Genomic DNA, 24603 nt, shown 5'->3' with positions numbered 1-24603 from the left:
TTTGCTCACTGGGAGTTGTGTAGATTCCTATGCCGCTATGGTGTGCCTGGTCGATCCCGCTCAACCAACGCCAGGTAGTCCTCAACGCTCCCACCCGCCAACGCCTTGACCTGAATCGATACCCTGTTCACCTGACGACCCATCGCAATCCCATCCCGTGTACGCACCTGCACATACCCAAGTTTGGGCCAGAAGCGCTCGGCCCTGGTGTTACCCACCACCACCGTCAAGCGCAGCCACTGGGCGCCATTCTCTAATGCCCAACGCTCAAGCTCCGCATGCAGCCGCTGCGCAAAGCCAGTGCCATGCCTGCCCGAGTCCACCAGCAACAACCCGATATGCCATACGCCCTGCGCGAGCAAATCCGCCGCAATATTCACCACGGCGACCAAGCGATCATCAGCGTCTCGATAGCCCAGCCAGTACATCCGGCTGCACGTCCACCCGGCCGGCAACGCCCCCTGCAACTCGTCGCGCGCTTCGGTCGGCGTGGCAGGCTCACCGTTGACCGCGATGAAGTAATCCGGCGCCTGCTCGAAAAACCGCTGCAGCTCGGCTGCGTCGCCGGCATTCAGCTCATCCACCCGAAGCCCCTCAAGAGAGCAAGTGATATCCATATCTCGCGCCTCTCTCAATCATCCCGCGTCAGCACTTCCAACAGCTCAATCTCGAAATGCAGGTCACTGTGGGGCGTAATATGCGCGCCCATCGACCGCTCGCCATAAGCCAGATGCGCCGGCACGAACAACCTGCGTACCCCGCCCACCCGCATGCCCATCAAGCCCTGGTCCCAGCCTTTAATGACGCGCCCGGTGCCGATCACACACTGGAACGGCTTACCCCTTTCCCAGGACGAATCGAACACCGTGCCATCTTCCAGCGTGCCGGTGTATTGAGTGGTGATCAGCGCGCCCTTGACCACGGCTTTGCCGGTGCCCATGCGGGTGTCAGTGATCTGCAGTTCGTCGTGGCTCATGGGGTTCTCGTTGAAGGCGTAAAGGCTGGGGTTTTCCCAGAATCGGTGGAGTTTGGCAAGTGTAGGAACAGTTGGAGCCGTATCGCTTCCCTCGCACCTACGAAAGAACACGACTTGCCCTCACAAAAAATCACCCTCTGCTTATTCTCGATCAAATCGCCTAAGTTCAATCTATAAAGAGATCATCATCTTTACCGAGGTATATCAAAATGACCATTGGCTCAAACTTCAATTACCCTGCTGATATTGCACAACAGCTGCATAGGAAAAAGCGCTCCACCCCCAACAAATGGAGAGCCGTATTCCCCAACCCACCGGACTTATGTTTTGACTACCGCGAACTGGTGGAACAAATAAATGGCGTTGCCAAAGCCACTGCACCCCATCATAAAATTTGCATTATTGGAGCAGGCATTACAGGATTGACAACCGCACGTGAACTTTATAGATGTGGTTTCACAAACATTACTTTACTTGAAAAATCGAAGCGCGTAGGCGGCCGCCACCTTACCGCACTCGGGCACAACAACACCAACACTATAGGCAGGCCTCCTTTTGAAATGGGCGCAATGAGAATGCCATTTTTCAACACATCAAACGAACCACCCAAAAACGGTAGATCGTTGATGGCCTATTATGCGACACAATTTGAATTAAGGCATTCAGACTTTCCAAACCCAGGCAGTCCCGCAGTTCGATCAACTGGAATATACCTGCGAGAAGGAAGCATTGACGATAACAGTGAACCGACCATGCTTGTGTGGAAAAACACCGATGGAAAAACGGCACCTCCCGGACAGACACTGGGTAAAGTCTTTGCAAAATGGAAAACTTTTGCCGAGCGTATGACTCTGAGCGTCGCCGAGCATTACGGTTCCGAACAGTGGGAAGACATGTGGGCCTCCATAGTAAAAAAATACGAACGTATCTCCTTCCGTGACTTAGTCAAGATGCCAAGCATTGATAGATGGAGCCAAAATGATCCTGGAAATTTTGGCGGAATGGGTATGACTGCGCAGGAATCTGCTGTTTTCTACTCTATCGGTATTGGAGATGGCAGTTGGGGAGCCTTCTATGACGTTTGCTCTCTGTATCCACTGCGCACTGCAATATTCGGATTCAGCAGTCATTTGCAGTTAATTCACGGACGCGTTGATGCGCACGGAAACCCTATGGCCTCACCGTACTTAAACGCTAAAAAAGTTTTGGATTCAAGAGGACTTAGCTTCAACAAACCTAACTACGTAGGCCTTGGATCCCTGGCCGAATCGCTGCTCTTTATAAAAGCAGAAGAAACGCCTCTGTCATTGTACGAGCACCTTGTTAAAAGCCGCTCAGGTCTACTGACTGATAGCGCAGCAACAAAACTGGAAAGGCTCAACAATGGAAAAATTCGCGTCTATTATGAGTGGAATACCACATCAAAAAGCGCAAAAAATCTAGAGTTCATAGACTGCGATTCGGTTGTAATGACGCTGCCCTCCTGGTTAATAGAAACCCAAATATCAATTGAGAATTTCAGTCAGGACGTCCTCCCATTCAAAATCATAGAAGCCTACAAGACAGCCCACTGGGAAACGAGCTGCAAAGTTTACGCCCCTCTAAAAAAGTCATTTTTGTCAGACAACAAAAACATTCCCCAAACCATTGTAACCGATAGTTTGATCCATGACGTATACACCTACCGCTATAACGACAACACCACTTATGATTGCATTCTCCTTAGCTACACCTGGGAAGATGACGCCACCAAACTTTCTTTATTCAGCGATGCGGAGCTTGTTAAGAAATGCGTCGACGAACTTGATAGAATACTTTTGAAGTCAACCAATATAAAAGAAAAAATCTCACCCTATATTGCGCAAAAACAGGCAATTGTTCAGCGATGGATGAATGATAAAAACTCACTTGGCTGCGCGAAGCTCTATCGAGCAGGCACTTATTACGACGCGGTGAGCCTAATGAAATACAACCGAGACTACTCTCACACTTCAGGACTCTATCTCTGTGGCGAATCTTTCTCCGTTGATGCGGGCTGGACTGAACCGTGCTTCAGAGGGGCCATTGATACGGTGATAAATATATGCAGTAAGACCCGCGCCATTTTCAACGGCGGCTTTACGATGCGGGACTACCCTGAGTATCAGACTGACGCCTAAGAGAAGCAGGCTACAAAACGATAGGAAGCATCCGACTTTTCATTAAACACTTTGTCACTTCTTATAAACATTCAACCACCGCGCTGAATAACGATAAGAGGTCACTTCCATGAGCGAATCAATAAGTCCCGTCCGCGTAGCTGTCATTCAACTCGACCCCCAAGTTGGCATGACCAACCGGACCGATAATCTGCATCAAAGCCTTGCGCTTGCGACCGAAGCCGCAATCGGCGGCGCCAACCTGATTGTGTTGCCTGAACTCGCGAACTGCGGCTATTTCTTCAGTAACCGACAAGAGGCCTTCGATCATGCCGAAGCGGTTCCGGAGGGTGCCAGCGTAAGAGCTTGGGTGGATTTTGCTTGCAAGCATAAGGTGTATCTGGCGGCAGGCCTCAACGAGATCGATGGTCAGCAACTATTCAATACCGCCGTCTTGTTAGGACCAGAAGGGTTTATCGGAAAATACCGAAAAGCCCATTTATGGAATATGGAAAAGCTCTGGTTTACTCCTGGTGATACGGGATTTCCGGTGTTTGAGACGCCGATTGGACGCATCGGTTTATTGATCTGCTGGGACATCTGGTTCCCGGAAGTGCCGCGCATTCTTAGCCAACAAGGCGCCGATATTATTTGTAGCCTGAACAACTGGGTGTGGACCCCACCACCATTGTTCGATGAGGCGGGAAAATGCATGGCCTCGTACCTGACGATGACCGCCGCACATGTAAATAATGTGTTTATTGCCGCTGCCAGTCGCATTGGTGAGGAACGTGACGCGCGCTATCTCGGTTGTTCTTTGATTGCCGGGACGAACGGTTGGCCGATCGGCGCAATCGCTTCAGCCAATCGCCAGGAGATACTGTTTGCCGATATCGATATCACCAGTGCCCGCAGCGCGCCGATATGGAACAGCCTGAACGACCTACAACGTGACCGACGCAACGACCTTTACGATCAGATGCTTGGATATTCCCGGCACCCTGCCCTACCGCGCTGAACGGAGGGCAAATAAATGGAAACGTCAGTCAACAAAACAGTATCTGTCCGTTCACGAGCGGATATCACAGTCCTCATCTCAGGCTTGATAAGCGTCTTGCTCGTGATTTGGGTTTCAACCAACTATGGAGGTTCTTGGCCGGGGTACAGCGAGATGGTGACGAGCCTCCCCGATCCCGCCGCTTGGCTGCGCTGGGTACTGGGAGACATCAGCGAAGTGGCTTTTTACAAACACGAACTCGCCTCCCTTGGCCTGCTATCCGGCGCCTATTTGGCTTGGTGGGCAAGCAAACGAGGAAAAGCCTGGCAAGGCTTTCCCATTTCCTACGGCACAGGGCTGTGGCCTTGGCTTATAACCAGCTCGCTGTTAGGGCTGATACTGAGCAACTTGCTGTGGGGCTGGAGCGTCACCGCTGAAACTTGGCAACCGACATTCGCGGCGTTCGTTTCACTCCCGGCGGCGATGGTATTGATGTTCGGTGGCGGTTGGAAGGTTGCATTCAATGGTGCGGTATTAGGAGCACTGCTTGTTACCCCAACCTGCTTATTGATCGTCAATTACGTATGCGTACCACTGGGATTGCCGGTAGTTATCGGCAATGTATCGGGCATGGCAATCGGAAGTGTCATTGCGTTTTTGCTTTGCCGGCGTTTACCCGTTTTGGTGCGTTGCGACTACATCACACCGACCAAACCCATACCCGCTAAACCACCTACCTACAATCTGTTATGGAGCATACGGCGCGTGCTAGCGGACTTTTCAGAAGCACCGTTCTTCGGTAATGAACTCGCAAGTCTAGGTTTATTGGCGGGAGTGTTGTTGGCATATGTACTGAATCCCTTGAGCCCAGGCTATGGTTCAGGCCTCATCCTGCCTCTCGTCGGAGCACAAGCCCTGACGTCAGCGATAGGCGTCGTGATCTGGCGACAACAATGGATCAAACGTGGCTGGTATCCTACCTATGTGCCTCTAGTCTCCGTCGTACCCGCTGCGGTGTTGACCTACGGCGGGAGTTGGGCGGTGGTAGGCGCAAGCGCATTGCTCGGTGCACTGATCGCACCACCGTTAGCGTGCACCCTCGCCGGGCGCTTACCAGCACACATCCATCCGTACATCGGCAATGTAATTTCGATGGCTCTGAGCACGCTGATTATCGTGCCGTTGGTGGGCCGGTTAGCCACATAGTGATGGCTGGCTTTGTAGTAGCAGGTCTAAGGATCAAGCTCATCCAGCAAGGTCTTGCCACCCTGCAGCAGCCCTAACGCCTGCACCACATCGTTGACGGCGCCCACAGTGCCCAGGTCTTCTGGGCTGACGGCGCCGTCGACCAATGCCTTCAAGGCCTTCAAGAACGCAACTCTGCCCCAATCGACCCTGTCGGACTTGCTCAACTTTGGCGAGATACGCTGCAACGCGGCCGTTATTTCTCTTGTCAGGTAATCGTTAAACTCAGGCTTGTTCACGGTCAGCTTCCTTCTTCAATCGCGGTCGGACAGCAACAGCCTACGAATCCCACAACGCCTTGCCTACTGTCAGACTTAACAGGTCTATACCAGTCAGCACGGCGGCACAGAGGGTCGGCCCTGGCTCAAATGCCCCCTCTAACCGGGTGCATTTCATACTTCCCACAAGCGCATTTCTTTGCACTATCCAGCCCCTGGGCTGTCGGAGTTTGCATGCGCTTTTTCCAGGGAGACACCATGAGCCAGGACGTCCTTGCCAAAGAAACCAACCGTCGCCAACTGCAGCAGATCATCTCCGGGCTGTCCGACGGGGTGATTCTGGCCGAGGTCGACCAGACCATTCTCTGGGCCAACGAAGCTGCGCTGGCCATGCATGGGGTGGGCGACGTGATGGGGCTGGGCGCCAGCGGGCAGCAGTATGTCGAACGCTTCACCCTGCGCTACCGCAATAACCATCCCGTGCAACCGGACAATTACCCGTTGGCCCGCGCAGCGGCGGGTGACGAATTCAGCGACGTGGTGGTGGAAGTCACTCCCACCGCCGACCCGGACAAAACCTGGGTACACCGCCTGCGCAGCCTGGTGATCAATGATTCTCGCGGCGAGCCGGAGTTGCTGGTGCTGATTCTCAGCGATGCCACCGAATGGGCCAGTGCCGAGCAGCGCTTCGAAAAAACCTTCAACGCCAACCCGGCGCCCGCGGTGATCTGCCGTTTGAGCGACCTGCGTTACATCAAGGTGAACCAGGGCTTTTTGGAGATGACCGGCTACAACCGCGACCAGGTCATCGGCAAATCGGTCTATGAGCTGGACGTATTGGAACAGGCCGAGCGCAAGGACCTGGCCATCCAGCGCCTGGGCGAAGGCTCGACCATCCCGCAGATGCAGGCGGAACTCAGACTGCCCGAAGGCGGCAGCAAACTGGTGATCGTGGCCGGCCAGCCGTTGGACATGAACGAAGAAGACTGCATGCTGTTTTCATTCATGGACCTGGAGCCGCGCCGCAAGGCAGAGATTGCCCTGCGCCAGAGCGAGGAGCGCTTCGCCAAGTCGTTCCGCCTCACGCCGGTTCCCACCCTGGTGTGCAACGCCGCCAACCGCCAGGTGGTGGACGTCAACGAAGCGTTCATGAGCATCACCGGCTATATCAGCGAAGAACTGATCGGCAAATCCATCGAAGACATCGACTTTATCGACAACGCCGCAGTGGGTGCGCAGCTGTTCGCCACCCTGGAAAAAGCCGGCAACCTCGACGGCCAGGACCTCAAGGTGCGTAAGAAGGGCCATGAGGTGATCGACTGCGTGGTGTCGGCCGACACGGTGATCATCCAGGACGTACCGTGCTACCTGTTGGTGCTGATGAATATTACCGAGCGCAAACGCTCGGAACTGGAGCTGGTGGCGGCGATCGAGGAAGTGATGCAGGACGCCTCCTGGTTCAGCCAGACCCTGATCGAAAAACTGGCCAACGCCAAGAGCGTCAACAGCCCCAACGCGCCGAACGTCAGCTACACCGACCTCACTGCCCGTGAGCGTGACGTGCTGGGCCTGATCTGCGAGGGGCTGGCCGACAAGGAGATCGCCTCGCGCCTGAAACTGGCGCCCAACACCGTGCGTAACCATGTGGCCACGGTGTACTCGAAGCTGGGGGTGCACAGCCGTAGTGCAGCCATCGTATGGGCCCGGGAACGCGGGCTGTTTGCGGGGGAATTACGGTTAAAAAACCAGCGTTGACAGTGCAAATGCACTAGTAGGGCTAGTGCGAATTCGCCTTATGGTGCTTGCGGGCAATCAATAACCTTTAAAGCATGAACCTATGCTTTGAAGGAACCCGCATGTTTACCCTCGCCCAACTGCGAAATTGCATCGAAGAAGGTTTGTCGCCCCTGACCTGCGAATTTACGCTGTGCCGGGATGCGTCCTTGACCCTCAAGGTCTACGACGCCGAAACCGGCCGGGTGGACCTGGTGGTCACCGGGATCAGCACCAACCGGCTGCAGACGCCGCAGGAAGTGGAAAAGATGGTTGAAGAGTTGCGCTACGAACTGCACAGCAACAACGTAGGCAAACTCACGCTGGAGGATTGGCCTTCAACGACGCCCCGATGAAATAGAACACCCCACCGCCGATGATAAAGGCACCCAGCATGTAGAACATGGAGTGCGCCGGCAGGCTGGCCAATACCAGCCCACACAACACCGGCCCCAATGCCGCGCCAAGGTTGGACAGATTCTGCGCCCCGTAGTACATGCCCCGCAGGTGGTCCGGGGCGATTCGGTCGATAAACATGTACTCGGCCGGGAACACGATAATCTCCCCTACCGTGAACACCGCCATCGCCAGCACCCACCACAGCACGCTGGTGGACAACGCAAAACCAATCAACCCCAGCATGAACATGCTCAAGCCGACAATCAGCCACTGGCTCAGATAACGATGGGAGATACGCTTGCCAATCAGGTATTGCAGGGCGATCACCAGCACGGCGTTGGTGGTGAGCACGGCACTGATCACGGTGTAGGTGTATTCGGCGGTGGTGGTGGTCACCAGGTATTGCGACAGGTATGCCGTGAACTGTCCGAACACCACCGCACTGAGCAGGCCGCCGAGGGTGAAGCACACCAGACGGTGGTCCTTGAGCAGCACACCGCCCACCGCCAGGAATGACACCGGTTTTTGTGCGACATCCACACGGGTCAGCGTGCGGTCGCCCCAATGCCAGTACAGCAGGAAGAACCCCGCCCCCAACAGCGCCGACAGCATAAATGGCAAGCTGATATCCAGCTTGGCCACCATCGCCCCGAAAAACGGCCCTACCGCATAACCGATATTGGTCAGGGTGTATTTGATGGAAAACACTTCGCTGCGTGCGTCTTCAGGCAACAGGCTGGCAAACCCGGCCTTTACCGCGATGTCGATGACCGCGTAGGCCAGGTTGATCAGAATCAGGCAGCTATAAAACGCCCAGATGGTCTGCGCCAGCAGCGTGCCGATAAACCCCAGCACAAACAGCAGGCTCATGCCGAGCAGCAAACGATAGTTGTTGATGCGGTCAACAAGAAAACCACCATAGACACTCAACAACGAACCGACGATCAGCGAACTGCCGATCACCAGGCCGACCTGGCTGATATCCAAGGCAAAGTGACGGGTGAGGTAGATCACCAGGTACGGAAACGTGATCGCTTTGGCCAGCGTCAGCAGCAACGTGGCACACAGCAACAGGTTTACGGTGCGAGGGTAATTTCTAAGGGTGGCAAGCATCCTGCTCTCATTCTTCCAGAGGTAACGCGACCATAGAGGCCGGTTACCTTAACGCAAGAACAGCCAAAAAGGAGGTCACTTTTTAACAGGCGTGATCTCCAGAATGGTGCCGTTGGTGGTTTTGAGCAGCACGTATTTATCGCCCACGCGGGCCCACTGGCTTTCTTCTTCCGGCTGTTTGAGGCCGCGTTTTTTCCAGTCGCTGATGGCCGACTCCTTGCGCATCAGAATATCCGGGGCACGGTCGCCCTCTTTTAAATCACGGGCGTTGATGTTGGAAGGCTGCACGGTTTCCTGGGGAGTATCGCCGGCCTGCACCACAAAGCTGGCGGTGGACAGGCTGGCAGCGACTAAAACGCAGGCAAGCAGGGATTTGGACGTCATGGGTACTCCTTCAATGAATGGCGCGTACCCAGGTTCCGACCGCAGGCGCGCGCAATCATTCACCGAATGAAATCGGCCTGGTATCGCGCGCTATGTTTGTGCCACTCCAGATTCCCTGCCACCCATGCCTTAAGCCCCATGAGGTAGCGTTGCAGCAGCGGGGTTGCGTCCGTCAATAGCGCACGCTCAACTGCTTCGTATTGATGCATCACGTCGTCATGGATATCGGCAATCCTGTTGATCGCTTCCTGAAGGGAGCAGTGGTGTTGTGCCGCCAGCAGATACGGCAGTTTGAACGTGCCAACCTCGTTCAGGTGCTCCTTGTAGGCCGAGTACAAATCGTTGACCAAGGTAGTAGCAAGGGACGCCAGGGCCGTGACACGGTGCACCTGCGGTTGCGAATACAGATTGGCCGGGACTTCATAACCGCCGACGGGGTCGATCAAGACCAGGCACGGCCAGAAGCTGTTGATATGCCGACTGGCAAGGTACTCGGCGACAGTCGGCCGGGTGCCATACACACGCCAGGCTCCCTCGGCGGCCATCGCTACAAACATTGCAATACTGATTTGGCGCACCCTGGCAACTTGGGACGGTGTGCAAAACTGGCTGACGCGCCGCATATACGCGCGCAGGCCAATCAGCACCGGATCGCAGTTGAGCTGAATGTCCAGTTGAGCATCAAAAGGCGCAGGCAGGTAAGCGGGGTCCATGGCGGCAATCGCAAACGATAAGCGCGGCGCGACTTGGCGGGGATCGCAGCCAAGTGAACGGTCGTCGCAATAATGGTCGTCGACGGCAAACAATGCCGCCAGGCATTGGCCCTGGAGCAGCAGCCGGTCGGGATCATCGGTATCCACATGGCACAACATGGCGTAGCGACCAAAATCCGAGGCGCGAATTTTGTCCCGTTTGCCGGGAAAAATACCGATATGTTCGATCCATTTCATAAGCCGCTCATTCACCTCCCGCCCCAATGCTTCGTCGATGCGGATGGGAGAGGGGCAATGAAGCGCCCGCACCGTAAAGGGCGGAATAACCGACGTTGGGTCAGCAGAACACTCGTTCATAGCAATATGCCTTTATCTTTGCGACTGGGCAGTACTGCTGACCCGACTGCGTGAAGGATGTGTATGAAAACTAGCGAATAACCTCTCGTTTCTCCATGGCGCGAATAGAACAATTGGCTCTATTAAGGTCAGCTCGAACAAACTGCGTGCGCCCGGCACGTCCGCCACCGTTCACCTGCTAACCTTGCGCCAGCCCTATTCTCGAGTCTGACAATAATGAAAACCGCCCTGACCCGAACCAAACTCCTCGCCAGTTCCTTGGTGGTTATCGCCATACTCGGTGGCGCGACCTATTACCTGGTTGACCGTCACGTTGTCACAGGCTTGGTCAGCGGCCCCGACTACAGTGAAGAACAGCTCAATGAAGGGGCGGTGGACGACCTACATAGCCTGACACTGGAGCAAGCGAAAAAACGCCTGAACTACCTGGTGATGGATGCACGCGACAGCATCAACCAGATCGCAATGATCGAGAGCATGCGCCTGGAGATTTCGCCGGTAGCCGACACCGCCGCGTCGTCCGGCGAGAAAAAACAGCTGCGCTATGACGAGCCTTTCGTGCCCTTCCCCGCTGCCGAGCTGAAAACGGCGCTGGAAGCGCTCGCGCAGAAGATGCCTGCGTTCGAGCAGTTGTTCTTCGACAACCAGTCGGGGCTGAAACTGGATGTGGAGCCGATCCGCGAGGTGCTCAAGCGTGGCGCCCTGCCCGACCAGCGCGAGGAAGAACGTTATGCGGTACAAACCGTGTACTTTCGCGACGGGACGCAACAACACTTTGCCGCTGTTGGGGTCGACAACGCAGAGGAGCAGGACACGTCCAAAGTCGAACTCAAGGTCAATAAGCCGGTGGAGCGCGTCAGCGTCACTCTCACATACCCGAGCTACCCCGGCGTCAAAAAAATCGTGCTGGACGCGAAACATCCGAAAGTCACCGGCGACGACGGTGAGGTCTACCAGTTGACTGCCCTGGCTGACGATCGCGCGTCCCTGCTGCTGGCCACCCCCAAGAACAAGAGCTACGTGATCGAGGGTCTCAGCGCCGACGGCAAGACGCTCTACAGCGGCGGTAACAGCAGCAACTCCTCACCTACCGCCGAGCAAAAGGCCAACCTGCGCGCGTACTATGACGAACTGCTGCGCATGCAGGACAATTTCTCGCGCTATACCACCAGCGCCGCGCTGCAGGAACACCTGGAGCAATTCGTCAAAGGCCTGCCGGATAGCGCCGGCGCCCTGACCAACGTGCACGCCACCTACCAGTTCGAAGACACCCCGGCGAGCATCGTCATCTACCTGCTGGACCCCGCACAACCGCAAACCCTGGCGCTGGAGATGCACAACAGCGTGCCAGCCCAGGCTCGCTATATCGCTTACGACAACGCCACGCAAAAAAGCGGCTTTATCGACAACCACGGGCAATGGGTGGTCAAGCCGCGCTTTGAGCGCATCGAGTACAGCCCGATGCCTGGTGTGTTCAACATGCAGGTGGGCCGCACACCGCAGAAAGATGGCTGGAGCCAGTTGCTGTTCAAATACTTTGCGTTCGTGCCCGGCGGGCATACGTTGAAGGAATTGCCGTTCGAGATTATCGAGAAACCTATCAACGCGGACCTGATGATCGTCGAACGCGAAACCAACGGCCCTTATGGCGTGTACGACGTGAAGAAACAGCAGGTGGTGGTGCCGATGAAATACGTCAATGTCGAGGTAGTCGGCGACCTGTTCATTGGCCGGCCCGGGCTGAAGACCTACGGGGGCGATTCGTCCTATGGCGTGTGGAACCTGGCCGGCAAGGAACTGCTGGCGCCGCGGTTCTCCAACATCGAAGTCATCGGTGACTTCCTCTACAGCACCTCCGATGACGGTCGCCAGAAAGACATCTACACCCTACAACTGCAAAAGCTCAACCCACCTGGCAGCACGGCCATCGGGGCGTTTATCCAAGGCCAGCCGCAACTGCTGCAAGACCGCAAGAGCGGGAAGTACCGCTTCATCAACCCAGAAGGCAAAAGCGTGCCCATCAGCCTGCCCTATGACGAAGTCGAACCGTTCTCCAACGGCATGGCCGTGGTCAAAAAGGGTGAACACTACGGCGCGCTCGATCTCACCGGCAAGCTGCGCGTGCCCCTCAAATACACCCGACTCAACCCCTTCCAGAAAAACCTCGCCTCGGCGGAAATGGATGGTTTCAGGGGCCTGGTACTGATCGACAAAAACAACACCCTGGTGAAAAAGCTTGGCTCGTACACCACCTACAGCCTACCCACCAACAGCAACGACGCGACTTACAGCATCTGGGACGCGAAAAACGAAAACCGGGTGAATGTGTTCAATGCCGACGGGGAGCAGGTGGACAGCTACGAACGCGAGTAACCACCGCTGCGGTGAGGGAGCAAGCTCCCTCGCCACCCGGAGTCAACGACCTGGCTCGCCATTGCCAGCATGAAATTAATCCTGTATTTTTTCATGAAATTTTTAGACGTAAATTTCATGACACCACAAGAAGAACTCGCTACCCTCGCGGCCTTGATCCACGATCTGCGCAAGCACAAGAAGCTGACCCTGGCCCAACTTGCCGAAAAAATCGAACGTTCGGTGGGCTTTGTGTCCCAGGTCGAACGTGGCCTGTCGCGCCCCACCGTGGCCGATCTCACCGCCATCAGCCACGCCCTTGATGTGCCCACCACGTATTTCTACAGCCAGCCCAAACCCAAGGCGGTCGACTGGATCACCCGCCCCAACGAGCGGCGCACGCTGTATTACGCCAACGGCATCACCGACATCCTGGTCTCCCCCAGCATGAACGGTGCCTTTTCCATGCTCGACAGCCTGCTGGCACCCGGCGCCAACAGCGGTGAACAGCCCATGAGCGACCGCGCCGAGCAAGCCGGTTTTGTGCTGGAGGGCGAGTTGACGCTGTGGGTGGAGGATGAGGCCGATGCGGTCACCCTCGGCCCTGGCGACAGTTTTCACCTGGCCAGTTTTGCGCATTGCCGCTATGCCAACCTGACCGACCTGCCCGCCCGCGTGCTGTGGGTCTACAACTAGGAGCAACACCCGTGAAAAGCCATTCCCCCGCGTTGCTCGCCGAAGTACGGACCTTTCGCCAGCAGCATCCCGACGTGCGTTATGTCGACCTGATCGCCCTGGATATACCCGGACACTTCTACGGCAAGCGTTACCCCATCGAGATGCTGGAAAAGGTCGCCGCCGGCAGCCCGTTGAAACTGCCGCAGAACGCAGTGCTGCTCGGGGCTCAGGGTGGCTTGTTCAACATCGGCGATTACTGCTTCAACGACGGTGACCCCGACGCCAACCGCCGCCTGGTGCCGGGAACGCTCAAGCCAGTGAGCTGGGAATCGCAACCCTTGGGGCAAATGTTGATCACCTCCGACGGCACCGAAGCGCCTATCGAATTCGAACCTCGGGAAGTGCTGGCCAAGGTGCTCGAGCGCCTGCGCCACAAAGGTATTCATCCGGTGGTCGCGTTTGAGCTGGAGTTCTACCTGTTCGACAAAAAACTCGACCACGGCCTGCCGCAGTTCGCCCGCGACCCACTGAGCGACGATGCCGATGACCAGCCCAACCTGCATATCGAACGGCTGTCGCGTTTCAGCGAGGTGCTCAATGACATGGCGCAGACAGCCAGGGACCAGGGCATCGACATCACGGTGATCACCGCCGAACTCGGCCCGGGCCAGTTCGAGATCAACTTCGGCCACCAGGACGACAGCCTGCGCGCCGCCGACTGGGCCGCACTGTTCTGCCGCAGCACCCGTGGCGTGGCGCTCAAGCAGGGTTACCGAGCCAGTTTCATGGCCAAGCCGTACCTGCAATTTCCGGGCAGTGGCATGCACGTGCATGTGAGTCTCTATGACGGTGCGGGCAATAACCTGCTGGCGGCCCACCAACAGCAACCGCTGCGCCATGCCGTGGCCGGATGCCTGGAATTGCTGCCGCACTGCATGCCGATCTTCGCGCCCAACCACAACGCCTTCCGCCGCCTGGGCGGCACCGTGAACGCCGCCACCCGCGCCTGCTGGGGGTTTGAAGACCGTGATGCGTGCGTTCGCATCCCCGAGTCCGACCCGCGTAACTTGCGTATCGAACATCGCCTGGCCAGTGCCGACGCGAACCCGTACCTGGTGCTGGCGGCGATCCTTGTTGGCCTGGAACATGGCCTTGAAGCCAGGCAGGAACCCATCGCGCCCCTGAACGAGGACCGCACCAGCGGCGCCGACTTCCCCGTGGAAATGCTCGACGCCGTGCGCGCCATGCAACATCAACCTGTGTTGCGCGATAAGCTTGGCGCCGAATTTGTCGACGTGTACTGCGAGAACAAACGCCAGGATCACCTGGCCTTTCAACAAGAAATCAATGCGCGCGAATACCGCTGGTTTCTCTGACGATGGCACTCCCATGACCGCCCACAGCGCCCCGGCTCTCAAGGAAGTCGTTAACGGCGTGCCACTTTCCCAGCCGGTTTTATCGGTCAGGCCTCGCCCAGCAACAGCTTTTGCTCGCGCGCGCACAACTCCACCACGTAATCCCACAACACGCGCAGGCGCACCGACTTGTGCAGCTCCCGGCGCGAACTGATCCAGTAGCTGCGCTGGATGCCCTCCTCGGGCAGCAATGCCACCAGGTCCGGGTCGCCGGCGGCCATGAAGCAGGGCAGCACCGCGATGCCCAACCCCGAGCGTGCCGCCTGTTGCTGGGCGATGACGCTGGTGCTGTGGAACACCACTTTGGGGTTGCGGCAGAAACTGCTGAGGAACTTCAATTCCTGGCTGAAGAGCAGGTCGTCCACATAATCAATCCACGAATGAGCCGCGAGATCTTCGCGCTTTTCAATCGGCGGATTGCGCTCCAGGTAGGCACGGCTGGCGTAAAGGGAGAGGCGGTAATCGGTAAGCTTGCGCGTGACCAGTTGATCGACGCTGGGGCGTTCGAGGTGGATGCTGATTTCCGCTTCGCGGTTGAGGATGCTCACAAAGCGCGGCACCGCCACCAGCTCCACTTCCAACCCCGGGTAGCGTTCGAACAGCCCACTCATGCGCCCGGCCAGAAACATCACACCCAGGCCTTCGGCCACGCCGAGGCGGATCTTGCCCAAGGGCGCGGCGCAATGGGTGAGTTCGTCTTCGGCCAACAGCGCGACGTTTTCCATGGCTTCGGCGTGTTTGAGCAGGGCTTCGCCGGAGGGGGTCAATTCGTAGCCTTGGGCGTGCTGCACGAACAACGCCGTGCCGAGGCTTTTTTCAATGGCCTCGATATGCCGCGCCACGGTGGCATGGGTGGTCTTCAAACGTTGCGCGGCGGTGAGCAGGCGGCCGCTGCGCTGCAACTCAAGAAAGAACCGCAGGTCATTCCAGTCGAACATGTCGCCTCCATTCCATCAGCCTGGGCAGCGCTGTTTAAAAACGCACAGCAGCTGGGTAAAAACTAACATTTTTAAGACGAAAACTAACAACTAGGATGGGGCCAATAAGAAAAACAAGCGAGACCTCAGATGCCCATTGCAGCTGCTGAATATGATTACGTGGTAGTAGGCGCCGGCCCCGCAGGCTGCCTGCTGGCCAATCGACTGTCCGCCAACCCCGCCCACCGCGTGCTGCTGCTCGAAGCCGGTGGTCGCGACAATTACCCTTGGATCCATATCCCCGTCGGCTACCTGTTCTGCATCGGTAACCCGCGCACCGACTGGTGCTTCAAGACCGAAGCCCAGGAAGGCCTGCAAGGGCGTGCGCTGAGTTACCCACGGGGCAAAGTGCTGGGCGGCTGCTCGTCCATCAACGGCATGATTTATATGCGCGGCCAGGCCCGGGACTACGACGGCTGGGCGGCCGAAGGCAACTCCGGCTGGGCCTGGAAAGACGTGTTGCCGCTGTTCAAGCAAAGCGAAAACCACTTTGCCGGCAGCTCGGAGTTCCACAGCGACGGCGGTGAATGGCGGGTCGAGCAACAGCGATTATCGTGGCCGATCCTTGATGCCTTCCGTGAAGCGGCGGCGCAGAGCGGTATCGCGCCTATCAATGACTTCAACCAGGGCGACAACGAGGGCTGCGGCTACTTCCAGGTCAACCAGAAAGCCGGGGTGCGCTGGAACGCGGCCAAGGCGTTTCTCAAGCCGATCCGCCAACGGCCCAACCTCACCGTGCTGACTGGCGTGGAAGTAGGCCGCGTACTGCTGGAAAACGGCCGCGCCTCAGCCGTGGTCGGGCGCCAGCACGGCCAGCAGGTGCAGTGGAAGGCGCGCAAGGAAATCGTACTCTGCGCCGGCGCCGTCGGTTCGCCAGGCATTCTGCAACACTCGGGCATCGGCCCCGCCGGCGTGCTCAAGCCGCTGGGCATCGAGGTGCTGCACGACCTGCCCGGCGTCGGCGGTAACCTGCAGGACCACCTGCAACTGCGGCTGATCTACAAGCTGGAAAACGCCCGCACCCTGAACCAGATCGCCGGCTCCGTATGGGGCAAGATGGGCATGGGCCTGCGCTACCTGTATGACCGCAGCGGCCCGCTGTCGATGGCGCCCAGCCAGCTCGGTGCATTTGCCCGTTCCGGCCCGGAGCAGACCTCGGCCAACCTTGAATACCATGTGCAACCCCTGTCCCTGGAGCGTTTTGGCGAGCCGTTGCACGGGTTCCCGGCGTTCACCGCCTCGGTGTGTGACCTGCGCCCGCAGAGCCGTGGACGTATCGATATCCGTTCGGCCAACCCGGCGGATGCGCCGCTGATCCGGCCCAACTACCTCAGCCATCCCGAAGACCTGCGCGTGGCCGCCGATGCGATTCGCCTGACCCGACGCATCGTCGCCGCCCCGGCCCTGGGCCAGTTCAACCCGGTCGAATATCTACCGGGCGATTCACTGCAGACCGAAGCCCAACTGCACGAAGCCGCGGCGCGTATCGGCACGACAATCTTTCACCCGGTGGGCACCTGCCGCATGGGCAGCGACAAAGACGCGGTGGTCGATGCGCAATTGCGCGTGCATGGCGTACCCGGCCTGCGCATCGCCGATGCCTCGATCATGCCGCGTATCACCTCCGGCAACACCTGTTCACCGACGCTGATGATCGCGGAGAAAGCCGCGCAACTGATCCTTTCGCCGCCTACAAGGAGCCTCGCCCCGGAGAAAGAACTGATTCATGCAATCTGAATAGCGGCGCCGTACCCGGCGCCGACAGTGGAACAACAATAAATAATCACTGTGAGGGCTACCCGATGTCAGAACACGCTCAAACCCTGGGCTCGACGCGCGACGCGAGCACCAGCAACGACTCCAAGAAAGTCATCTTCGCCTCGTCCCTGGGGACGGTGTTCGAGTGGTATGACTTTTTCCTCTACGGCGCCCTGGCGGCGGTGATCAGCAAGCAATTCTTCGCCGGGGTCAACGACACCACAGCGTTTATCTTTGCCTTGATGGCCTTTGCGGCCGGCTTTGTGGTGCGCCCATTCGGCGCGTTGGTGTTCGGCCGCCTGGGCGACATGATCGGGCGCAAGTACACCTTCCTCGTCACCATCATCCTGATGGGCGTGGCGACCTTCTGTGTCGGACTGTTGCCCAATTACGCGAGCATCGGCATCGCAGCCCCGATCATCCTGATCGTGCTGCGCATGCTGCAAGGCCTGGCGCTGGGCGGCGAGTACGGCGGCGCGGCCACCTATGTGGCGGAACACGCGCCGGCCGGCAAGCGCGGCTTGCACACCAGCTGGATTCAATCCACCGCGACCATCGGCCTGCTGCTGTCGCTGCTGGTGGTGCTGGCCTGCCGTTACTTCACCGGTGACCAGTTCGAGGTGTGGGGCTGGCGGATTCCGTTCCTGTTCTCCATCGTGCTGCTGGGCATTTCCACCTGGATCCGCATGAGCCTGCATGAGTCGCCTGCGTTCCTGAAAATGAAAGAGGAAGGCAAGGCCAGCAAGGCGCCGATCCGTGAGTCGTTCGGCAAATGGGAAAACCTCAAGGTGGTGCTGATCGCGCTGTTCAGCATCAACGGCGGGCAAGCCGTGACCTTCTACGCGGCGCAGTTTTATGTGCTGTTCTTCCTCACACAGTTCCTGAAGATGGACCCGGCGCTGGCCAACATGCTGCTGATCATCAGCGTGGTGATTGGTGCACCGTTCTTCATCTTGTTTGGCTGGCTGTCGGACAAAGTCGGGCGCAAGCCGGTGCTGATGCTCGGCCTGCTGCTGGCAACCGTGCTGTACTTCCCGATCTTCAAAAGCCTGGCGCACTACACCAACCCGGCGATGGACCAGGCCAGCCGCCAGGCACCGATCACCGTGCTCGCCGACCCCGCCACCTGCACCTTCCAGTTCGACCCGGTGGGCAAGGCGCGTTTTGACAGCCCATGCGACAAGGTCAAGACCTTCCTGGTCAAACAAGGCCTGCCGTACAGCAGCGTCGCCGCACCTGCCGGCAGCCCGGTGCAGGTGAGCATCGGTGAGGTGCGCATCGACGGCTTTGACGAACAAGCACTGCGTGGCGCCGTGACCCTGGCCGGCTACCCGAGTTCGGCGGATGTGGCGCAGGTCAACAAAGTGATGGTGGTGGTGCTGATCGTCGCACTGATCCTGATTGCGGCCATGTGCTACGGCCCGCTCGCGGCGTTGATGGTGGAGCTGTTCCCGACGCGTATCCGCTACACCTCGATGTCGCTGCCCTACCACATCGGTAACGGCTGGTTTGGCGGGTTCCTGCCGACCGTGTCGTTTGCGCTGGTGGTGTATACCGGGGATATCTTCTACGGCTTGTGGTACCCGGTGGTGATTACCGGGGTGAGCCTGATTGTGGGGTTGTTCTGCCTCAAAGAAACCCGGCATGTGGATATCGATAAGAACTGATTCGACACACACCGCGACCTCTGTGGGAGGGGAGCAAGCCCCCTCTCACATTAAAAGTTCAACCAGCCACACACATTGCTGTACATCCATACAGATAATAGTTGCCGAATCGGCCTTGACTGCGCATCCTGCACAGCATCAACCCGATCTGATGTGACGACCATGCGGCTGTACCTCTGTGAAAAACCCTCCCAGGCCAAGGACATCGCGGCCGTGCTCGGTGCCAGCCGACGCGGCGACGGCTGCTGGCTGGGCAATGGGGTCACCGTCACCTGGTGCATCGGCCACCTGCTGGAAACCGCCCCGCCCGATGCCTACGACGCCAAGTACAAACGCTGGGTGCTGGCCGACCTGCCGATCGTCCCGGAAAAATGGAAAATGCAGGTCAAGCCCAAGACCGCCAGCCAGTTCAAGGCCGTCAAGCGCTTGCTGGGGGAGGCCCAGGAACTGGTGATCGCCACGGACGCCGACCGCGAGGGCGAGATGATCGCCCGCGAGCTGGTGGAGCATTGCCGCTATCGCGGGCCGATTCAGCGCCTGTGGCTGTCGGCGCTGGACGATGCCTCCATTCGCAAGGCCCTGGCGGCGCTCAAGCCCGGCGCGCAAACGTTCAGCCTGTATCACTCGGCCCTGGGCCGCTCGCGCGCCGACTGGCTGATCGGCATGAACATGAGCCGCCTGTTTACCCTGCTTGGACGTCAATCCGGCTATCAAGGTGTGTTGCCGGTGGGCCGGGTGCAAACGCCGACCTTACGCCTGGTGGTGGACCGCGACCGCAGCATCGCCGATTTCGTACCGGTGGCTTACTGGGCCATCGATGTGGACCTGCGCCACGCGCGCATGACCTTCACCGCGCAATGGCGCGCAGCCGAGGACGCCTGCGACGATCAAGGTCGCTGCCTCAACCCGCGACTGGCCCGCGAAGCCGCCGATGCAATGAGCAATGCCGCCAGCGCCCGGCTGCTGAAACTGCGCACCGAGCGCATGCGCGAGGTGGCGCCCCTGCCCTTCGATCTCGGCACGCTGCAGGAGATCTGCTCCAAGAAGCTCGGCCTCGGCGCCCAGGAAACCCTGGATATCGCCCAGTCGCTCTACGAAACCCACAAAGCCATCACCTACCCGCGCAGTGACTGCGGCTACCTGCCATTGAGCCAGCACAGCGAGGCCCCGAAGATTCTTGCCGCGCTGGGCCGCGCCGACCCGGCGGTGGCCGAGCTGATGCCCCATGTCGATCCGCAGCGTCGCTCACGGGCCTGGAACGACGCCAAGGTCAGCGCCCACCACGGCATCATCCCCACCGGGGCCGGCAAGGAGGTGGGGCAACTCAGTGGCAAGCATCGCGCGGTATACACGCTGATTCGCGCGCGGTACCTGGCGCAGTTCCTGCCCAACCATGAGTACGATCGCACCCAGGCGGATTTCGACTGTGCCGGGTTTGCGTTGCGCGCGGTGGGCAAAGTCATCATCGAACCGGGCTGGAAGCGCGCCCTGCCAGAAGCCCTGGCGCCAGCCAAGGGCCGTGAGGCCCCCGCACCGCAAGCCCTGCCGGCGCTGATGCAGGGCCAGGACTATGCCGTGGCCAAGGTCAACCTCAAGGACCTGTGGACCCAACCGCCCAAGCCCTACACCGAAGGCGACCTGATCAAGGCGATGAAAAACGTCGCCAAACTGGTGGAGGACCCGCTGCTCAAGCAAAAGCTCAAGGACACCACCGGCATCGGCACCGAAGCCACCCGTGCCGGGATTATCCAAGGGCTGCTGGACCGAGGCTACCTGGTCAAAAACGGCAAGGCGCTATCGGCCACCCCGGCGGCGTTCAGCCTAATCGACGCGGTACCCCGTGCCATCGCAGATCCTGGCACCACCGCCATCTGGGAGCAGGCGCTGGACATGGTGCAAAGCGGCGAGATGAGCCTGGAAGAATTCGTCGCCAAGCAGGCTGCCTGGATGAGCAAACAGGTAGCGCGCTGCAATGGCATGCGCATGACCATCACCGGCCCCGCCAGTCCGGCGGGCAAAGGCGCCACGCCATGGAAAAACAAGCGCAAAACCGCATCACGCAAAGCAGCGGCCAGCCCCAAGCGCGGTAAAAAACCGGTTATTGCAGGGTAAACGTACAAAAAAACCGGTAAATGACGTTTTTCGACGGGTTTAACGCCGCTTTAGATCTTGCCCCGACGCAGGCGGTCTAGGATTCTGTAGGTGACCCGCTGACGTCCCAATAACAACTCCGGAGTGGCTGCCATGAAAACCGTCGCACAATTGCTCAAAGCCAAGGACCAAAAAAACCAGGACGTCCACACCATCAAATGGGATCACACCGTGTTTGAAGCGCTGGTGCGCATGTCGGAGAAAAACGTCGGTGCCTTGCCGGTGGTCAAGGATGACGTGGTGGTGGGCATCATCAGCGAACGTGACTACGCGCGCAAAATCATGCTCAAGGGCCTGTCGTCGGTCACCACCAAGGTCCACGAAGTGATGAGTTCGCCAGTGATCACCGTCGATACCCATAAAAGTGTCGAAGAGTGCATGAACATCATGACCGACAGTCACCTGCGCCACCTGCCCGTGGTCGAAGACGGCAAACTGCTGGGCCTGCTCTCCATCGGTGACCTGGTCAAGGAAGCCATCGCGGAACAGGCTGACCTGATCAAGCAACTGGAGCAGTACATCCGCGGCGAATAGGAGAAACCATGCTCGATACCCTGGCACATCAGGAAGACCATCTCGATACCTTGTACCGAGCCATGGCCGATCGACGCTTTCTGGTGTTGACGGGGGCAGGCATCAGCACATCATCGGGAATCCCCGACTACCGCGACAGCGAAGGGGTGCGTCGAGGCAAGGCGCCGATGATGTACCAGGAATTCCTGGCCACCGCGCAAGCACGACGCCGTTACTGGGCGCGGGCGATGCTCGGCTGGCCGCGAGTACGCATCGCCCAGCCGAACAATGCCCATAGGGCGCTCGCGAACCTGCAACAGCGCCAGCGCATCACCGGCCTTGTTACCCAGAACGTCGACACCCTGCATGATCAAGCCGGCAGCCATGATGTGATCGAGTTGCACGGTAGCCTGCACCGCGTGCTTTGCCTGGATTGCGGGCAGTGCAGCCAGCGCGATGTGATCCAGCGAATGATGGAGCTTGATAACCCCTACCTGGCCGGCGTCGATGCCGTGCAGGCACCCGATGGCGATACCCTGCTCGACCCGGCGTTTGAAGAGCGCTTCCAGGTCCCACACTGCCCCCACTGCGGCGGCCAACGCTTGAAGCCGGATGTGGTGTTTTTCGGCGAGAACGTCGCCCCACCGACGGCGGCGAAGGCAATGGCTGCAGTGGAGTGTGCAGAAGGACTGCTGGTGGTGGGCTCGTCGCTGATGGCTTATTCGGCGTTTCGCCTGTGCAAGGCCATGGTCGAGCAAGGCAAGCCGGTGATCGCTATCAACCTGGGCAAGACCCGTGGGGATGAACTGTTGCAGGTGAAAATCCAAGCCTCTTGCGAGGCGCTGTTGCCGCTGCTTGCAGAGCGACTCGGATAGGGCAAACAACACACGGCAATGAGGGGCTTGCGTGGAGTTTTCCCCTCGTTCAAGCGACCAACCGTTCCAAAAAATGACGCCAAGGTCACGTTTCCACGCATCCCACCGCCCCGCCTGAAGTTTATGTAGTGCGCAAAAATAATCACTACATAACCGTTGACGTAACCTTTTTGTCCTTGCATGATCTAGACGTCTCCCGCATCGGGAGCGTTGGTAACAGATGTTTTGAAAGCGCTCGTCTGACCGCCGAGCTGTTTTTTCCGGATGTGCACTGCCCACAAGGCAGATTGATGAAGCTGACCGGTTCCGAAAGGAACGGGTACAAGAAGCTCAAAGGCTGCTTGTCTTCGTTATGAATGCATTGCGTAGCAGTTCATCAGCAAAACTACATGCATCAGGTTCAAGACCCTGCCCGTATTCGGCAGACCGTCACTGACGCCCGGCGTTTAACGCCGGAGACAACTAAGCAGTTTTAACGGAATCAACTGATAGATCGCCAACTGGTCAAGGGGCTTACACATGAATCTGAACAATCAACCTACTATCGATGAATTGGCTGAGATGTTCGCAGCGCAGAAAGATACACTCGACGATCATATTCTGTGGGTAGGAAAATCGGGCGAAGTGCAAATTGACTGCCTGGCGCCCCATACCGAAGAAGCCGAGTTTGACCGCAATCACCGTGAGCTGGCGGCGCGCCTGAAGATGTACCGCCGCGGCCAGGGTTATGTCGGCAAGAAGGCCGCAGCCGATCGCAACTTTATCGAGCAGGTATTCGACACACTTAACCATGCTTGGGACTCTTTCAAAGACAGCTCGCAAGTTAAAGTGATCGATCGTTACTACTAACTAAATCTCGACCTCAAGTGGGAGTTGGCTTGCCAACTCCCACTTGTGTTTGTTGGCACTTTTCAAAAAGTTGGAAACCTGCCTTGTTCCGCCTCACTGCGAAAAATATCGAATAACACCTGCGCCGCCGCCGACAGTTCATGCCCCGGCTTGGTCAACACGCCAATCGGTCGTTCGATCACCGGGCCATTCAATGTAATGCAATGGGCCCCCGCCTCCTCCATCTGCTGCGCGCATAACGCCGGCACGGCACTTACGCCCAGGCCGCTGGCAACCATCTTACCCACCGTTGCCAATTGATGGCTTTCCAGGGCCACGGGCAGTTTCATCTGCAAGGCACCCAAGTGCTCCTCCAGCATGACCCGCACGGTGGACGGCCGCTGCAAGGTGATGAAAGGCTGTTCCAGCAAGGTTTTCCAGGCGATCTCGTCACATTGCGCCAACGGCGAGTCACCCGGCACCACAGCGATGAAACGGTCCAGGTACAGCGGCGTAAACGCTAATGAAGACCCCTCTGCCGGCTCAAACGCAACGCCCAGCTCCACCTGGCGGTCGCGGACCATCTCCAGCACCTGCTCGTTGATCAGGTCATGCACCGTCACATTCACCTGAGGGTAACGCGCACGGAATATCTTCAGGATCGGCGGCAGTAAATTGCCTGCGAACGACGGCATCGCCGCCACCGTGACGCGCCCACGCTGCAAGGTAAAGCGCTGGCGCAGCTCATCTTCGGCATTGTCCCAGTCGGCAATCAATCGACGCGCCAACGGCAACAAGGATTCACCTTCGGGAGTCAGCGCCACGTTGCGGGTGTTACGGCTAAACAGGCGACCGCCCAGCCCTTCCTCCAGCCCCTTGATGGTCAGGCTCAGCGCCGACTGGGACAGGTGCAGGCGCTCGCAGGCAGCGGCAAAACTCAGGCTCTGGGCCACGGCCAGGAAGGCACGCATTTGTTTAACCGTCATGGCGCTGCTCCGAAAGGGATGGACTATGCTGTTTTCTAAATCAATCGACCTAAAAAAACAACTTAACAAATCAATGCGTCGGCGCAACAC

General features: G+C 58.2%; 22 protein-coding genes. 14 read left to right on the top strand and 8 right to left on the bottom strand.

The features are described 5' to 3' along the window. Positions 1-35: 35 nt before the first annotated feature. Both KSS96_RS10585 and KSS96_RS10580 read right to left on the bottom strand, forming a co-directional pair. Complete coding sequence (locus tag KSS96_RS10585) at positions 36-617, bottom strand: GNAT family N-acetyltransferase (protein WP_065878645.1); 582 nt, start codon at positions 615-617, stop codon at positions 36-38. A 14-nt stretch (positions 618-631) separates the two neighbouring features. Continuing rightward, positions 632-976, bottom strand: coding sequence for an FKBP-type peptidyl-prolyl cis-trans isomerase (locus KSS96_RS10580; protein WP_065878646.1), 345 nt, complete (start codon positions 974-976; stop codon positions 632-634). A gap of 209 nt (positions 977-1185) precedes the next feature. Between KSS96_RS10580 and KSS96_RS10575 the strand changes: the two genes are divergently transcribed. From KSS96_RS10575 to KSS96_RS10565, 3 genes are all read left to right on the top strand, one after another. Then, complete coding sequence (locus tag KSS96_RS10575; RefSeq protein WP_116079646.1) at positions 1186-3135, top strand: flavin monoamine oxidase family protein; 1950 nt, start codon at positions 1186-1188, stop codon at positions 3133-3135. 109 nt (positions 3136-3244) lie between these two features. Then, positions 3245-4132 carry a nitrilase family protein gene (locus tag KSS96_RS10570; RefSeq protein ID WP_078824225.1) on the top strand — a complete coding sequence of 296 codons (888 nt, stop codon included), beginning with the start codon at positions 3245-3247 and terminating at the stop codon, positions 4130-4132. Positions 4133-4147: 15 nt separating this feature from the next. Then, the gene (locus tag KSS96_RS10565) at positions 4148-5317 is read left to right on the top strand and encodes a hypothetical protein (RefSeq protein ID WP_175404209.1); all 1170 of its coding nucleotides are present in this window, start codon (positions 4148-4150) and stop codon (positions 5315-5317) included. A gap of 26 nt (positions 5318-5343) precedes the next feature. Here KSS96_RS10565 and KSS96_RS10560 read toward each other — a convergent pair whose 3' ends face one another. Then, complete coding sequence (locus KSS96_RS10560) at positions 5344-5595, bottom strand: hypothetical protein (protein ID WP_065878652.1); 252 nt, start codon at positions 5593-5595, stop codon at positions 5344-5346. 237 nt (positions 5596-5832) lie between these two features. Here KSS96_RS10560 and KSS96_RS10555 point away from each other — a divergent pair, with 237 nt between their 5' ends. Further along, on the top strand, positions 5833-7329 hold the full coding sequence (locus KSS96_RS10555) for a PAS domain S-box protein (RefSeq protein ID WP_217856082.1): 1497 nt from the start codon (positions 5833-5835) through the stop codon (positions 7327-7329). A gap of 101 nt (positions 7330-7430) precedes the next feature. After that, complete coding sequence (locus KSS96_RS10550; RefSeq protein WP_017530507.1) at positions 7431-7703, top strand: DUF1652 domain-containing protein; 273 nt, start codon at positions 7431-7433, stop codon at positions 7701-7703. On the opposite strand, the gene KSS96_RS10545 is transcribed toward KSS96_RS10550, so the two are convergent. The 3 genes from KSS96_RS10545 to KSS96_RS10535 form a co-directional block, all read right to left on the bottom strand. Beyond that, positions 7666-8859 (bottom strand): MFS transporter, encoded by a 1194-nt coding sequence (locus tag KSS96_RS10545; RefSeq protein ID WP_065878656.1) that lies wholly within the window; start codon positions 8857-8859, stop codon positions 7666-7668. The genes KSS96_RS10550 and KSS96_RS10545 overlap by 38 nt on opposite strands. A 75-nt stretch (positions 8860-8934) precedes the next feature. Beyond that, on the bottom strand, positions 8935-9243 hold the full coding sequence (locus KSS96_RS10540) for an RcnB family protein (RefSeq protein ID WP_017530505.1): 309 nt from the start codon (positions 9241-9243) through the stop codon (positions 8935-8937). A 59-nt stretch (positions 9244-9302) separates the two neighbouring features. Then, positions 9303-10313 (bottom strand): terpene synthase family protein, encoded by a 1011-nt coding sequence (locus tag KSS96_RS10535; protein WP_065878661.1) that lies wholly within the window; start codon positions 10311-10313, stop codon positions 9303-9305. 216 nt (positions 10314-10529) lie between these two features. Here KSS96_RS10535 and KSS96_RS10530 point away from each other — a divergent pair, with 216 nt between their 5' ends. From KSS96_RS10530 to KSS96_RS10520, 3 genes are all read left to right on the top strand, one after another. Then, positions 10530-12686 (top strand): WG repeat-containing protein, encoded by a 2157-nt coding sequence (locus KSS96_RS10530; RefSeq protein ID WP_217856080.1) that lies wholly within the window; start codon positions 10530-10532, stop codon positions 12684-12686. A gap of 117 nt (positions 12687-12803) precedes the next feature. Continuing rightward, positions 12804-13361 carry a helix-turn-helix domain-containing protein gene (locus KSS96_RS10525; protein ID WP_017530503.1) on the top strand — a complete coding sequence of 186 codons (558 nt, stop codon included), beginning with the start codon at positions 12804-12806 and terminating at the stop codon, positions 13359-13361. A gap of 11 nt (positions 13362-13372) precedes the next feature. Beyond that, complete coding sequence (locus tag KSS96_RS10520) at positions 13373-14719, top strand: glutamine synthetase family protein (protein ID WP_065878668.1); 1347 nt, start codon at positions 13373-13375, stop codon at positions 14717-14719. An 86-nt stretch (positions 14720-14805) separates the two neighbouring features. Here KSS96_RS10520 and KSS96_RS10515 read toward each other — a convergent pair whose 3' ends face one another. Then, positions 14806-15696 carry a LysR family transcriptional regulator gene (locus tag KSS96_RS10515; RefSeq protein WP_017530501.1) on the bottom strand — a complete coding sequence of 297 codons (891 nt, stop codon included), beginning with the start codon at positions 15694-15696 and terminating at the stop codon, positions 14806-14808. A 129-nt stretch (positions 15697-15825) separates the two neighbouring features. Between KSS96_RS10515 and KSS96_RS10510 the strand changes: the two genes are divergently transcribed. The 6 genes from KSS96_RS10510 (at position 15826) to KSS96_RS10485 (ending at position 23548) form a co-directional block, all read left to right on the top strand. After that, on the top strand, positions 15826-17472 hold the full coding sequence (locus KSS96_RS10510; RefSeq protein ID WP_217856078.1) for a GMC family oxidoreductase: 1647 nt from the start codon (positions 15826-15828) through the stop codon (positions 17470-17472). A 65-nt stretch (positions 17473-17537) separates the two neighbouring features. Next, the gene (locus KSS96_RS10505; protein ID WP_017530499.1) at positions 17538-19160 is read left to right on the top strand and encodes an MFS transporter; all 1623 of its coding nucleotides are present in this window, start codon (positions 17538-17540) and stop codon (positions 19158-19160) included. Positions 19161-19322: 162 nt separating this feature from the next. Beyond that, positions 19323-21272 (top strand): DNA topoisomerase III, encoded by a 1950-nt coding sequence (locus KSS96_RS10500; protein ID WP_065878670.1) that lies wholly within the window; start codon positions 19323-19325, stop codon positions 21270-21272. Between the two features lie 132 nt (positions 21273-21404). Next, on the top strand, positions 21405-21845 hold the full coding sequence (locus KSS96_RS10495; protein ID WP_065878672.1) for a CBS domain-containing protein: 441 nt from the start codon (positions 21405-21407) through the stop codon (positions 21843-21845). Positions 21846-21853: 8 nt separating this feature from the next. Continuing rightward, on the top strand, positions 21854-22699 hold the full coding sequence (locus KSS96_RS10490; protein ID WP_017530496.1) for an NAD-dependent protein deacetylase: 846 nt from the start codon (positions 21854-21856) through the stop codon (positions 22697-22699). Positions 22700-23218: 519 nt separating this feature from the next. Next, a complete protein-coding gene (locus KSS96_RS10485) occupies positions 23219-23548 on the top strand; it encodes a hypothetical protein (RefSeq protein ID WP_017530495.1) in 330 nt (109 codons plus the stop codon). Between the two features lie 62 nt (positions 23549-23610). On the opposite strand, the gene KSS96_RS10480 is transcribed toward KSS96_RS10485, so the two are convergent. Continuing rightward, positions 23611-24513: a LysR family transcriptional regulator gene (locus KSS96_RS10480; protein WP_017530494.1), complete on the bottom strand. Its 903-nt coding sequence runs from the start codon at positions 24511-24513 to the stop codon at positions 23611-23613. Positions 24514-24603: the final 90 nt, after the last annotated feature.

Source organism: Pseudomonas asgharzadehiana (assembly GCF_019139815.1).
GTDB classification, from domain to species: Bacteria; Pseudomonadota; Gammaproteobacteria; order Pseudomonadales; family Pseudomonadaceae; genus Aquipseudomonas; species Aquipseudomonas asgharzadehiana.
This window is presented reverse-complemented; position numbering and strand designations above follow the sequence as displayed.

Bases quoted from the DNA above. Each gene is read 5' to 3' on its own strand.
- KSS96_RS10585 (WP_065878645.1), bottom strand. From the start codon at position 617: ATGGATATCACTTGCTCTCTTGAGGGGCTTCGGGTGGATGAGCTGAAT.
- KSS96_RS10580 (WP_065878646.1), bottom strand. From the start codon at position 976: ATGAGCCACGACGAACTGCAGATCACTGACACCCGCATGGGCACCGGC.
- KSS96_RS10575 (WP_116079646.1), top strand. From the start codon at position 1,186: ATGACCATTGGCTCAAACTTCAATTACCCTGCTGATATTGCACAACAG.
- KSS96_RS10570 (WP_078824225.1), top strand. From the start codon at position 3,245: ATGAGCGAATCAATAAGTCCCGTCCGCGTAGCTGTCATTCAACTCGAC.
- KSS96_RS10565 (WP_175404209.1), top strand. From the start codon at position 4,148: ATGGAAACGTCAGTCAACAAAACAGTATCTGTCCGTTCACGAGCGGAT.
- KSS96_RS10555 (WP_217856082.1), top strand. From the start codon at position 5,833: ATGAGCCAGGACGTCCTTGCCAAAGAAACCAACCGTCGCCAACTGCAG.
- KSS96_RS10550 (WP_017530507.1), top strand. From the start codon at position 7,431: ATGTTTACCCTCGCCCAACTGCGAAATTGCATCGAAGAAGGTTTGTCG.
- KSS96_RS10545 (WP_065878656.1), bottom strand. From the start codon at position 8,859: ATGCTTGCCACCCTTAGAAATTACCCTCGCACCGTAAACCTGTTGCTG.
- KSS96_RS10540 (WP_017530505.1), bottom strand. From the start codon at position 9,243: ATGACGTCCAAATCCCTGCTTGCCTGCGTTTTAGTCGCTGCCAGCCTG.
- KSS96_RS10535 (WP_065878661.1), bottom strand. From the start codon at position 10,313: ATGAACGAGTGTTCTGCTGACCCAACGTCGGTTATTCCGCCCTTTACG.
- KSS96_RS10530 (WP_217856080.1), top strand. From the start codon at position 10,530: ATGAAAACCGCCCTGACCCGAACCAAACTCCTCGCCAGTTCCTTGGTG.
- KSS96_RS10525 (WP_017530503.1), top strand. From the start codon at position 12,804: ATGACACCACAAGAAGAACTCGCTACCCTCGCGGCCTTGATCCACGAT.
- KSS96_RS10515 (WP_017530501.1), bottom strand. From the start codon at position 15,696: ATGTTCGACTGGAATGACCTGCGGTTCTTTCTTGAGTTGCAGCGCAGC.
- KSS96_RS10510 (WP_217856078.1), top strand. From the start codon at position 15,826: ATGCCCATTGCAGCTGCTGAATATGATTACGTGGTAGTAGGCGCCGGC.
- KSS96_RS10505 (WP_017530499.1), top strand. From the start codon at position 17,538: ATGTCAGAACACGCTCAAACCCTGGGCTCGACGCGCGACGCGAGCACC.
- KSS96_RS10500 (WP_065878670.1), top strand. From the start codon at position 19,323: ATGCGGCTGTACCTCTGTGAAAAACCCTCCCAGGCCAAGGACATCGCG.
- KSS96_RS10495 (WP_065878672.1), top strand. From the start codon at position 21,405: ATGAAAACCGTCGCACAATTGCTCAAAGCCAAGGACCAAAAAAACCAG.
- KSS96_RS10490 (WP_017530496.1), top strand. From the start codon at position 21,854: ATGCTCGATACCCTGGCACATCAGGAAGACCATCTCGATACCTTGTAC.
- KSS96_RS10485 (WP_017530495.1), top strand. From the start codon at position 23,219: ATGAATCTGAACAATCAACCTACTATCGATGAATTGGCTGAGATGTTC.
- KSS96_RS10480 (WP_017530494.1), bottom strand. From the start codon at position 24,513: ATGACGGTTAAACAAATGCGTGCCTTCCTGGCCGTGGCCCAGAGCCTG.